This window comes from Leptodesmis sp. (assembly GCF_052746595.1).
Map to the genome: position 1 here is coordinate 1 of NZ_JBRAGO010000130.1, position 11,082 is coordinate 11,082.

The following is an 11,082-nucleotide window of genomic DNA, read 5'->3' on the forward strand; positions in this document are numbered from 1 at the left end:
TCCCATTGAGACAGGTGCAATCTACAATCTGGTGCATAAAATCAGATTTTGCGGGCTGTAGAACGGTTACAGAAAACGTTGCCTCCAGTCGCATTGGCATCCGCTGACTCTACAGTACCTACGAACAATACGTCTGCAGTACGATCGCACCTGTTATACCGCTTTGTCGCCGAACATTACATTCCCGTTGCCGTCGATCAGGTGATTCTGATGGTGCGCCCAGATCGGCTCGATCGCTTGAAGAATTTGGGTTGGAATGAAGATGCAAGCAATGCGGCGATCGCCAATGAAGCCATGCCGACAGTGATGATCGGGAACGCCAATCCTGTACGCCTTGCCCTGCTCGACCAAATCTTTCGCTTGCCTGACTTAGACAGTCTTGCCAGCGCCTGGGGCCAATCCTTCAACTCTCTTCAGTCAGAGATTAAGCAAGTCAAAAATATTAGTACGACTGTACAACCCACCCTGCAAGGCGTGCAGCCCCTGAAGGACAACCGTTACCGTATGACCGGAGCAAAACCAACGCTGACATTTGACCTGTCATCCCTGAATCTGAAAGGACGAGATGCAGGCTTGCTGGCCTTTGACTTTGCCTGCACCCACCGCCGGAAAGCCTCCTTCCCCATCGCTTGGGAGAGTCAGCCAACCAATGATGTCCAGGCCAATCAGGTGCAGATCAAAGCATTGAACGGCAAACAACTGGTGCCCCTAGATGCCTCCCCCCGCTGGCTTTTGGCAGAACACATCAAAACCCTGCAGTTTGCCCCCACTGATGCCGCCTGCCCAGAATTTTCCCTGGCTAACGTCACGCTATACCAGCGGGCTGATGTGGCCCAAATGCCTCGTTAATCGCAGAGTCAGATCAGACTCCAGATCAGCGCTTCTACCCCCAAAACCCCGACCAAAACGGCAAAGGTGTGTCGCATCCGTTTCAGTAAGGGATGAATCTGATAGGCAGCCACCAGGCGATCACGGGTCAGTACTTCTGTCGGTTTGTTCCAGACCTGACCGTCGTACCAGCCGGATTCTTCATAGAACACATTTGAGGCCATCAGGCGAGAAGACACATAGGCCCAGCCCAGATATAGCCGGAGCAAGACTAAAGACAGGAGTACAATGGCTCCAGCCGTACTGACCAGGAAAAATTGATTAAAATATTTTGTCAGGGGAAAACTGGCGGCAGCGATCGGCGCGGCGATCGTCCAGGCAGCCATCCCAATCCAGACCAATTTCGCAATATACCGGGGGGTTTCTAAGGTAGCCCAGCGAAAAAACCAGGATTCTTTTAGATCTTGATATTCGTTTAAGGGCAACTGCTCAGACGGAACCGGGCAGGTCAAGGCGAATTGGTTTCGAGTTAGATCATCTGGTAACACGCCAACTAGCTCCCGCAAGGTTGAACAGTTAAACCTTATCGATTGAAGGCTTACCTGTCAGTATAAACGACAGCAACAGGGGAACAGGGAGTCCGCAGGCAGGCACGACCCGATAAAATACCCCTCCTAACGTCCAAAAGAGCATTAGAGAGAGGTTCAGCTACATCAAGCACTGGAAAACTTGAACAACCAAGCTTTGCAGGTAAGTTATTGTATTTCTGGCTCTTCATCCTCCATGTGAGCCACAACCACCGCACAGAATGCAAACGCTGCTACCAGCGGCATCGGGGAAGACATGAGATAGCTGGAAATACCTGCCGCGATCGCGGTTCCTACAGCCGATAAGCACCAGACTCGTTCCTCAAAACACATCCCTCGTTGAGCTTTAATCGCTCTTAGTGCCTGTCTAGGAATTGGCAAGGGCATCACCGCATTCGGGGGAAACCCCCAGTAGCGGGAACGCTCAATAAACCAGTCAGTCCAGCCGTTTTCCTGGCACCAGTCATCAATCCATTGGGTAGCGTAATGATTCATCTCTCAACAGGAAGTAGTAGGAATGGAAGTTAGGAAAAACGTTAGGAATAAGACTTGCGCTCCAAGTCTAATGGAATCAAGGAGGCCAGCAACATGTAAACTTTTAGATACAAAAAATGCTATTAACTCACTCAATCATTACGATCCATGTTGCTTATATAGAGGCTACCAAACAGTTCAAGCATTGCAGAACTGAAGACATTAAAGTTTACTTACTGCCAAATCATTGCAAACTTTTGCAATGAGATTATCAATCCGAATATGTATAAATACTCTCTGCAGTTTCCTGCTTAAGTATGAGTGGAAATTTTCTTAAGACCGCTAAACAAGGCATTCACGACTGGCGAGTGTATCTTCTGGGATCCGTAGTCAGTATCGGTTTTTGGGTTGCCGGCTTCTGGATCGTCAATACGCCAATTCATCGTCTGATAGAACGAGAAGCCGTCTTGAAAGGTGACAGCCTGGATTCAGAATTCACTCAACTTCAGGTACAGCAAATTATTCAGGATTCTGCCAGCTTGTCTTATATCCTGATCACGGCTCCATTTATTTTTCTTTGCATTGGTATTTTCTTTGTTATAAAAGTGTTACATCAACGCAAAATTCTGACGTTAATTAGTGCCGATGCGACATTTAATCAACAGCGGTTTCTGTCTGGATTTTTCATCTGGTTGCTGCTGGCCTGTGTTCAAACCAGTTTTGAATATGGATTTACCCCACACCACTTCGCCTGGAACTTTCATCCCTTGCACTGGTTATTCTTTCTTCCCATCGCGTTAATTTTGACTCCTATTCAAACGTCTGCCGAAGAGTTTTTATTCCGCAGCTATTTCATGCAAGGACTGGGATTATTCATCCGACAGCCCTTGTTTCTGGTGACCGCCGTCAGCCTGCCCTTTGCCCTGGTTCACTTCAGCAACCCAGAAATGGAGCGGGGTGCCCTCTGGATTGGATTAACCTACTTTGCCCTGGCGATGTTTCTGGCTCTGATTACACTCAAAGACGATCGCCTGGAATTAGCCCTTGGAGTCCACGCGGCCAACAACCTGTTCATCGTCCTGCTCGTCAATAGCCAGGATTCAGCGTTGCGATCGCCTGCTCTCATCCTACAAACCGTACCAACCGATCCCAGAATTACCCTGCTGGCTCTGTTATTGATGATGGGCGCATTCTACCTGATCGTTTTTGGCAGAAAGGGGAAAGGAAGAATTGAAAGCGAACAATGAAGAGTTAAGAGTTAATACCAAGTCTGCTCTTAACTCTCAGAGGGCGTTTGAAAAGTATCCGGTGGTTAAAACCGCGACTGCACTTGCCAAGCCTGCCGATGCAGACTCAACCTGCGTCGGCAGGTTTTCTCCAGATAGCCGCCACTTCAGGGTGACAAAGAGACAGGCTTTTAAAGCATCCTCTCAAAATGCTTCATCCGCCGCTTCATCCTTCGTATTCGTGTTCTGGCTAGGCGTGTTGCGATTAAAGCTGAGATGAATGGATCGGGATTGCACGCCATCGGCGGCAACAGCAAAGACGGGGAAATCAATTAGGCCGTTCGGAAAGGGCATACGGAAGCAGAAGGTGCCATCGGGATTTAGTTTTACAGGCTGTCCGCCGATCGTCACCATCGCATCTGGTTCTGTGGCACCATACACAATCAGCTCTGCATCCGCAACAAGCCAGAATTTGCGCGATCGTTCAGCATAAAGACCAACCCCGGACATCATCCCAATCCCCGACATGCCGATGCCGGACATCCCCACTCCCGACATCCCGATTCCTGACATGCCCATGCCCGATATCATACCCATGCCGGACATGCCGATCCCTGACATCATGCCGATGCCGGATATCATGCCCATGCCCGACATCCCGATTCCCGACATGCCGATCCCAGACATCATGCCGATTCCTGAAGGAAAAGCGTGAGAACTCACAGCCTGCATGGAGCCGTAGATGGATCCGGCCAAGTGATCGCTGGGTTGAGTCAACCCAAAGAGTCCTGCAGGCATGGAAGAGGACTGATCGGATGTCTCTATGTCTGAGAAAGTTCTGCCCTGCAAGGGTTCCCCCCAATCGATCGACACAAATTGGTCATTGGTTAAATCGGTTGGGTAGACGGGAGGAATGCGAATGGAATTCGATCGCGCCAGCATCAACCAGCGGCCATCATCCGTCACGTAGCCAATTTCCACCAGATAATCCCGATCGCTTAATGGCACGGGAATATACCAGTTGCGGGCAATTTCTTCACAGTCATACTGCTGCACACTGTGGGGATTTTGATTAGCGAGATCAATATCGGTGACATCGTAAAACCGCAGAGCAAGGCGATTGCCACCTTCCCGTCGCAAGGCTTCCTTATGTTCGTTGGCTACATCCCAATAGGCATAAGCCCACTGGGGATCCCGAGGCATGAGCACAATCCGGCTTTCCCCGTATCCGCTCGGTAAATCATGCAACCCTTCATCCACATCGGCTAGGGTACTGTCTCCTCGTACACCTGGTATACCAGTTCTGTCGTCCTGACCGACATCAAACTTGCTGGCTTCCACCGTGGATTGGGATTGATCATCGGCAAGATTTGACCAGACTACGGCTCCGGCACCAGCAGCGAGGGCAGCACCAGCAGCAAGGGTAGGGTCGATGGAGGGTGAAGAGGGGGAGGGGTGGAGGGGTGGAGGGGCAGGAGTGGGGGCAGCAGAAGGAGTGACAGGAGGTGGACCGGCACTCTCTGGGGGAGGGGTCGCCCCAGGTGTAGACCCACTTCCTCGCCGTTTGGACAGCCACCAGGCTAAGCCAATGAGAGCGACGGGAAGCAATAGTAACCAGCGGCTCCAGGCATCACCAGGGGAATTGGTAGTCGGAGCGGCAGCAGGCTCAGTCCCTTGGGCAGCGGTGGCAGGGGCAGGAGAAGTAGTGGCGGGGAAGGGCACAGGGCTGGTAGCGGCGGCAGCGGCAGTGGCGATCGCAGCGGCTTCAAAGGCATTAGCATCAGCGATCGCAGCCTGTCCCGGAGTGGCAGAGACAAACCCCAGAAAAGCAGATGTTCCAGGGGCAGGGGTTTGGTTGTAAATGTAATAACGGGGTTGAGAAAAGGGATAGCGGGGATCGTTGGGCAGCGTCTTGTGCACTAGCAGAATGCGAACATTTTCCACATTCTTGACCTGACTGTAGACGGCGTAGCTAATGCCATCATTGCCTAATTGCCGGATCACCTCTGCCGTATCATCCTGGCTGATTTTGACTGTCGTTGTCCCATTCTCAAAGGGGGCAGCCTGAAAGACAGGGTAAGACCGGAACGCCTGCCGGGTATCACTGTTGTCAGGGCGATCGATAAACCGAATTCGACCGGGAGCGCCTCCCAATTGTGACCAATCCGTTATCTCCCCCCGAAAGATTTTGGCAAATTCATCAAACGTGATATTCCCTTGATAGGGATTTCCTGGCCCGACGATGATAGCAATCTTTTCCCGCCCCACCGTCACCGGAACCAGTCCTTGCGCTCTTTCTGCCGGGGTTAACGGTCGTCCGATCGCGGCTACATCCACTTTGCCAGCTACCAGATCCCGGAGGGCTGTGTCGGCAGAACTGACGTTTAAATTCACCTGCGTTCCAGGGTATGCCTTCTCGTAGCGTTGCTTCAGGAACTGGTTAACCACTGCCATGCTGGGAGAACCATCCACCCGCACCGTTGAGCCGCTGGGAACTGCCGAGGGCAACGGAAAGGTGGGAGAAGCTGCAGGAGTCTGAGCGACCCCAGAGTCAACTGCAACATGGATCGTTGCCGGAACGGATGCTCCCAAAGTGGCGAGTAACGCCAGTGTGACAACTGAATGATGCTTTCTTTTAGACATAAATAGGTAGCGGCTGGAACAATGGTTGTTCCGTCTTATTTTTTCTTAACAAGTCACGCTCAAAATATCCCAGCAAATCCTGGAGTAGTCAATACTGCTATAGTCTCCATAAGGTTTTCCCTGTAGACCCAATACCCGTCTGCGCCGTAAATCTGTTTGAGGAGACATCCATGAATTCAAGCCCCCCAAGTGATTCCCTGACTGCAAACGATCGCCCCTCCTCCCAAACAAGCGGGACTCTCGAAATCATCCCCGTCGTCACTGCTGCCGAACAGGAACTTTTTCTGGATGTGCCCGCGATCGTCTATGCCCATGATTCCAACTGGGTGCCGCCCCTCCGCAGCAGCATCGCCAAGCAATTTACGTCTGACAATCCATTTTTGCAATATGGCAAGTTTCAGCAGTTTATTGCGGTAGGGGACTCGTCCTTAGTCACTGGTCATTCGTCAGTCGCAGCGGACCAAGTACCAAGGACAGGTCAAAATCCAAAATCCAACATCCAAAATCCAAAATTCCCTGTCGGCCGCATCGTCGCCTCCGTTAATCAACGTCTGATTGATCGCGAGGGAGCAGCGATCGGGCTGTTTGGTTTTTTTGAATGTGTGTCGGACTTCCGGGTGGCGCAAGGGCTGTTTGATGCCGCCTGCCAGTGGTTGAAAGCGCAGGGAATGACGAAGGTACGGGGGCCGATCGATTTTTCTACCCACAATAACTGCTTGCTGCTGGTGGATGGATTCGATTCGCCGCCGATGGTGATGATGCCCTATAACCCCTCCTATTACCCGGAATTCATGGAGCGGGATGGCTGGTACAAGGCAAAGGATGCCTATGCTTACAATTTTCCCCTTGATCGCCCCTTACCAGAGGAGTTTGAAAAGGCGTATCGGGTGGCAGTGAAATCGGGTGTCACGTTTCGTCCGTTGAACATAAAGGGAGAGGCGTTTGAACAAGATTGCATCAGTCTTTACAACTTGTTCACTAAAGCTTTTTCAAATAATTGGAGCTCGACTCCCCGGACGTTGGAGGAGTTTTTGGAAGAAGCGCGATCGCTGCAATCCCTCGTCGATCCCGATGTCTTCCCAGTTGCGGAATACAACGGGGAGATGATCGGCTTCTGGATGGGCCTGCCCGACTACAACATTCCTTTGCAGCGAGTGAATGGCCAACTCAACTGGTTGGGGATTCTCAAGTTTCTCTGGTACAAGCGGCACATTGATCAGGGGCGAGTGATTGCCATCTGTTCATTACCAGAATATCGCCGCAAAATGGTGCCCCTGGCTCTGATTTATCTGGGGATGATGGGTGGAATTAAGAAGGGTAAGCCTTACAAACGGGCCGAACTCTCCTGGGTGTACGAAGACAATTTTCCCTCCCGTAAGCTGATCGAAGCCTCTGGTGGCAAGATTTATAAGACCTACCGGATTTATGAAAAGGAACTGCCATGATGACCAGACCTTTCCTGATGGCGATCGCCCTTACCTGTTGTCTCACCACGGTTGCCACAGCTCAAACTCCAGCAAAACCCGATCGCAAGGCGGCGATTCAGACCGATCCAACGTTGAGCCAGGTGGGGAAGGCATTGCGGTTGGGAGACTACGATCGGGCCATTAAACAGTTTCAGCAGGCGAAAGCAAAAACGAAAGATAAATGTGCGAATCGGGGATACACCCTTTCCATTGCGGCGGCTCAAGCGACGAAGAAAAAATTCCCGGAGCGCAAAACCACCAAGCAACAAGAGCAAGCATTCAGGTTTTATACCCAAGAATTTGAACGATTGACGATTCAAGATCCAGCCTGTGGCATCCCATCCTTACGGGAAGCAGATACCTCTTATGGGGCAACCAACCCAAAGTTTTCCTTAATGATCCATCCCGTGTTTCAAAGTCTACTCTCAACGCTCTATCAGCGCACCAAAATCCCAGTTCGCCTCCCCACTTATATTCCCGGCCTCAATGGGGGAAAACTGCTGTCCAGTGAGAGCGCGATCGCGACATCATCCGCCAACAATTCTTACCTGCCTAATCTCAAGGCTGAAAAGCCTCTGATAGCGACCCTGGCCTCAGCTACGGCAAACGAGTACACGATCGTGCTAGGCAACCGCCCTAACTGTCAGGGACAAAATTCCTGTAAACGCGGTTCTCTGTCAGCCACCAAATTGACTCCCCAAGCTATTTCTTTGGACACAACCTTTCAACAAGCCGCGAATTTTGTGAATAATCCCCTATTCAATCATGAAGGGCGGCGATCGTCCGATGAAATGGGGCCAGTCACTCTTAGCAATAATCTCAAAGGCTATTTCATTCCCTGGGTACTCAGCGATCATTACACAGAAGCCAAGATCATCTGGGAACAGGACGGGGTACGCTATAGCGTTGGCCTTCAGCAGGGCGACAAAGACTCTTTGATCAAAATGGCCAACTCTGCGATCAAACCGCCCCTAGCTCCCTGGTTAGATGAAAACCTTTGAAGGCAATAGCCAGCAAGCCGCGAGGGCAACAGGTCTGCAACCTCCCAAATGTGGCTAGTTAAGCCCATGGCCATCACTCAAGTTAGTTGGATAGCAGTCCTGAGCCAATGCCGCCTGATTGCCCCCCTGACGTTTGGAGGCTTGTGCAACCGGGATCCTGTTCGAGGCATTGAGTAATGGGGGTTTGTGCTCAAAAATTGGATTTATGTTTCCACTGCTTGAGTTACCAATCCCACCCAATCCCCAGAGGCAGCCTGACCCAGAATATAGAAATCTATGTTAACCTCTCCCACTCGATACACCCGTAAATTAGAAAGGGATTGTTTCAGGATCGCCACCAACGTTCTATATTGTTCAGCGATCGCTCGTTCCTCTTCCCCAAACCAATCCTGCTCTTCCGTAGCTCCGGCAAAGAAAGTATCTACCGCCATCATCTTCACAGGGGTGGTTAGGGGATGATGCGTCAGTTTCAGCAACCGTTCCTGCGTTAGTTCCAGATCCGATGGCAACCAGTGAACCACCTCTAGAGGCGCGTCAATTTCACTCATCCACAGTAACCCCTTTGTCGCATCTTGTAAGCGGGCAATCAGCACTGAAATCTCATCATTCATAGAGTCCTACATCCTGAAAAAGCGCCTAACTGATGGTCTGAGAGACAACGCACCTGACGGCTAAGAATGAGCATAGAATGCAGATGGCCATGCAACCATCATTAGACCTCACAATGACACCTCCAGCTACCCGGAACTTCTCCCTATCTCACCCTCTGTCTCGCTGGGTAGGTTTGGGGTTGCTGTTATTCTGTCTGATGATTACCGCCTGCACAGCAACCCAACTGCATTATTTTCAGGTTCACAATTACGGTAGCGTTCAACTGCTGATGGGAGCGCCCAGTAGTGCTCCTGGTTCTACGAATAAGGACGATTACCTGATGATTAAACCCCAGTATGCCCTGTCGTACAACAACAGCAAAGGTACCGCAAATTGGGTAAGTTGGCAGTTGAATGCTTCCTGGATGGGAGATGTGGATCGGTGCAGTAGCTTTCGTCCAGACCCTACTTTACCCGATGGCTTTAAAGTTGTCCTGCCCAGTGATTACACTAACAGCGGATTTAGTCGAGGACACCTGGCTCGTTCCCGCGATCGCTCTGCCAACCCCACCGACAACTGCGCCACGTTTTTGATGACCAATATTGTTCCCCAAACTCAGGACAACAATGAAGGGCCGTGGCTGGAACTAGAAAATCTGGCCAAAGAGTTAGCAGAGTCTGGTAAAGAGCTTTACATCATTGCGGGACCTTTGGGGGAAGGAGCAACGGGTCTGAAGGGCACTAAAACGAAGATTGGCAAACACGAAGTGACAGTGCCCAGTAGTCTCTGGAAAATTGTTGTAGTTTTAGACAAACCTGGATTAGGAGTAAAAGGGGTAACAGCCAATACTCGCGTGATTGCCGTCAATATACCGAACCAACTGGGCATCAAAATGAACAGCTATAGAGATTACCTGACTACTGTGAATGAGTTGGAGAAACTAACAGGCTATAATTTCCTCTCAAATGTTCCCAGCCAAATTCAAAATATCATCGAAGCCAGGAAAGATGGAGCTTAGCGATCGCCTTCCTGACTTAGTCCTCGTCTTCGTATTCGTCGGGATTTTCGTAGGCTTCTTTCCACTCTTCATCTCCTTCTAGTACGTCCTCGGCAGCATCCTCATCCAACTCTTCCAGATCTTCATCGGCTTCAAAATCGTGATCGGGTATGTAAGTCATCGCGTCCTTTACCTCCCTTGCTCCATATTTGAATTTTACCTTTCTCTCCCGATCCTATCCTCTTCCGATGCCAGGTTTAAGGTCAGTAGACCAGCCTGTGAGCATCGCATTAAGCCGAATCATTTGAGCTAGACTATGAGCGTTCCTTAAATTTAAAGATCCTAATCATGCAGTCCGTCGGTATCCAGCACCGTGAAGAGTGGCTTGAAGGGTTTCAAGGTCTCAAGCTCTTTTGCCAAAGCTGGCATTCAGGCGTTTTGCCGTGTGCTGTTTTGCTTCTGGTACCCGGGCTGGGGGGACATAGCGGCCTATTCTCCAACCTGGTGCAACATTTTCTCCCTTTGGGGTATAACCTCTATGCCTATGACTTGCGTGGCAATGGTCGTTCTCAGGGAAGGCGAGGCCACATTCACCGCTGGGCTGAATTTCGGGAAGACTTACGTCGCTTTTTGCATTGGGTACAGGATCAAGAGCCAGGGTATCCCTGCTTTCTCCTGGGGCATAGTCTGGGCAGTGTCATTACCCTGGACTATGGGCTTCACTACCCTGCTGAAGCCCAGCGGCTGCAGGGAGTGATTGCCATTGCTCCAGCCTTGGGTCAAGTCGGTGTCTCTTCGATCAAAATTGCTTTGGGACGGCTGCTATCACGGATTTGGCCTCAGTTTAGCCTGCCCACCAGTTGGGATCGCAGTACAGCATCCCGGGATTCGGCATTTGTCGCCGCGGCAACTCAAGATCCACTCCGACATTCCTGGGTGAGTGCCCGGTTATCCACGGAATACTTTGCCACAGTAGACTGGATTCAGGCCCACGCAGCAGACTGGTCTTTACCATTGTTGATCCTCCAGGGGGAAGGCGATCGCGTTGTTTCGCCAGAGTCTAGCCGCACCTTCTTCCAACATGTGACTTTACCTGATAAGGAATGGCAATCCTACCCAGAAGGCTATCACGAACTGCACAATGATTTGTGTGCTGCTGCCCTGTTTGCCAACCTGGAAAGCTGGTTGACCCGGCATCTGCCATCCTAGGTTCATCTCTCCTATAGAAAACTCGCGTGAGAACCCCGGTCTTTTAAGCCGGGGATGAAA

Annotated in this window: 11 protein-coding genes; 6 read left to right on the plus strand and 5 right to left on the minus strand. The window is 50.9% G+C overall.

Annotated features, from left to right (window positions below):
• Nucleotides 1-48 precede the first annotated feature (48 nt).
• The gene (locus tag ACUVQO_RS20685) at nt 49-849 is read left to right on the plus strand and encodes a hypothetical protein (protein ID WP_445927718.1); all 801 of its coding nucleotides are present in this window, start codon (nt 49-51) and stop codon (nt 847-849) included.
• A gap of 8 nt (nt 850-857) precedes the next feature.
• On the opposite strand, the gene ACUVQO_RS20690 is transcribed toward ACUVQO_RS20685, so the two are convergent.
• Both ACUVQO_RS20690 and ACUVQO_RS20695 read right to left on the minus strand, forming a co-directional pair.
• Nucleotides 858-1,340 carry a CGLD27 family protein gene (locus tag ACUVQO_RS20690; protein ID WP_445927719.1) on the minus strand — a complete coding sequence of 161 codons (483 nt, stop codon included), beginning with the start codon at nt 1,338-1,340 and terminating at the stop codon, nt 858-860.
• A gap of 243 nt (nt 1,341-1,583) precedes the next feature.
• On the minus strand, nt 1,584-1,910 hold the full coding sequence (locus ACUVQO_RS20695; RefSeq protein ID WP_445927720.1) for a hypothetical protein: 327 nt from the start codon (nt 1,908-1,910) through the stop codon (nt 1,584-1,586).
• Between the two features lie 296 nt (nt 1,911-2,206).
• On the opposite strand from ACUVQO_RS20695, the gene ACUVQO_RS20700 reads away from it, so the two are divergent.
• Complete coding sequence (locus ACUVQO_RS20700; RefSeq protein WP_445927721.1) at nt 2,207-3,136, plus strand: lysostaphin resistance A-like protein; 930 nt, start codon at nt 2,207-2,209, stop codon at nt 3,134-3,136.
• 183 nt (nt 3,137-3,319) lie between these two features.
• Here the strand turns inward: ACUVQO_RS20700 and ACUVQO_RS20705 are convergent, their stop codons facing one another.
• A complete protein-coding gene (locus ACUVQO_RS20705) occupies nt 3,320-5,758 on the minus strand; it encodes a DUF4912 domain-containing protein (protein ID WP_445927722.1) in 2,439 nt (812 codons plus the stop codon).
• Nucleotides 5,759-5,928: 170 nt separating this feature from the next.
• On the opposite strand from ACUVQO_RS20705, the gene ACUVQO_RS20710 reads away from it, so the two are divergent.
• Both ACUVQO_RS20710 and ACUVQO_RS20715 read left to right on the plus strand, forming a co-directional pair.
• Nucleotides 5,929-7,203: a hypothetical protein gene (locus ACUVQO_RS20710; RefSeq protein ID WP_445927723.1), complete on the plus strand. Its 1,275-nt coding sequence runs from the start codon at nt 5,929-5,931 to the stop codon at nt 7,201-7,203.
• Entirely contained in the window at nt 7,200-8,225 is a 1,026-nt protein-coding gene (locus ACUVQO_RS20715; protein ID WP_445927724.1) for a hypothetical protein, read from the plus strand. Before ACUVQO_RS20710 ends, ACUVQO_RS20715 begins: the two co-directional genes overlap by 4 nt.
• Before the next feature lie 203 nt (nt 8,226-8,428).
• Here the strand turns inward: ACUVQO_RS20715 and ACUVQO_RS20720 are convergent, their stop codons facing one another.
• Nucleotides 8,429-8,836 carry a nuclease A inhibitor family protein gene (locus ACUVQO_RS20720; protein ID WP_445927725.1) on the minus strand — a complete coding sequence of 136 codons (408 nt, stop codon included), beginning with the start codon at nt 8,834-8,836 and terminating at the stop codon, nt 8,429-8,431.
• Between the two features lie 89 nt (nt 8,837-8,925).
• On the opposite strand from ACUVQO_RS20720, the gene ACUVQO_RS20725 reads away from it, so the two are divergent.
• Nucleotides 8,926-9,834 carry a DNA/RNA non-specific endonuclease gene (locus tag ACUVQO_RS20725; protein ID WP_445927726.1) on the plus strand — a complete coding sequence of 303 codons (909 nt, stop codon included), beginning with the start codon at nt 8,926-8,928 and terminating at the stop codon, nt 9,832-9,834.
• 16 nt (nt 9,835-9,850) lie between these two features.
• On the opposite strand, the gene ACUVQO_RS20730 is transcribed toward ACUVQO_RS20725, so the two are convergent.
• The gene (locus ACUVQO_RS20730; protein ID WP_445927727.1) at nt 9,851-9,994 is read right to left on the minus strand and encodes a hypothetical protein; all 144 of its coding nucleotides are present in this window, start codon (nt 9,992-9,994) and stop codon (nt 9,851-9,853) included.
• Between the two features lie 167 nt (nt 9,995-10,161).
• Between ACUVQO_RS20730 and ACUVQO_RS20735 the strand changes: the two genes are divergently transcribed.
• Nucleotides 10,162-11,022, plus strand: coding sequence for an alpha/beta hydrolase (locus tag ACUVQO_RS20735; protein ID WP_445927728.1), 861 nt, complete (start codon nt 10,162-10,164; stop codon nt 11,020-11,022).
• Nucleotides 11,023-11,082: the final 60 nt, after the last annotated feature.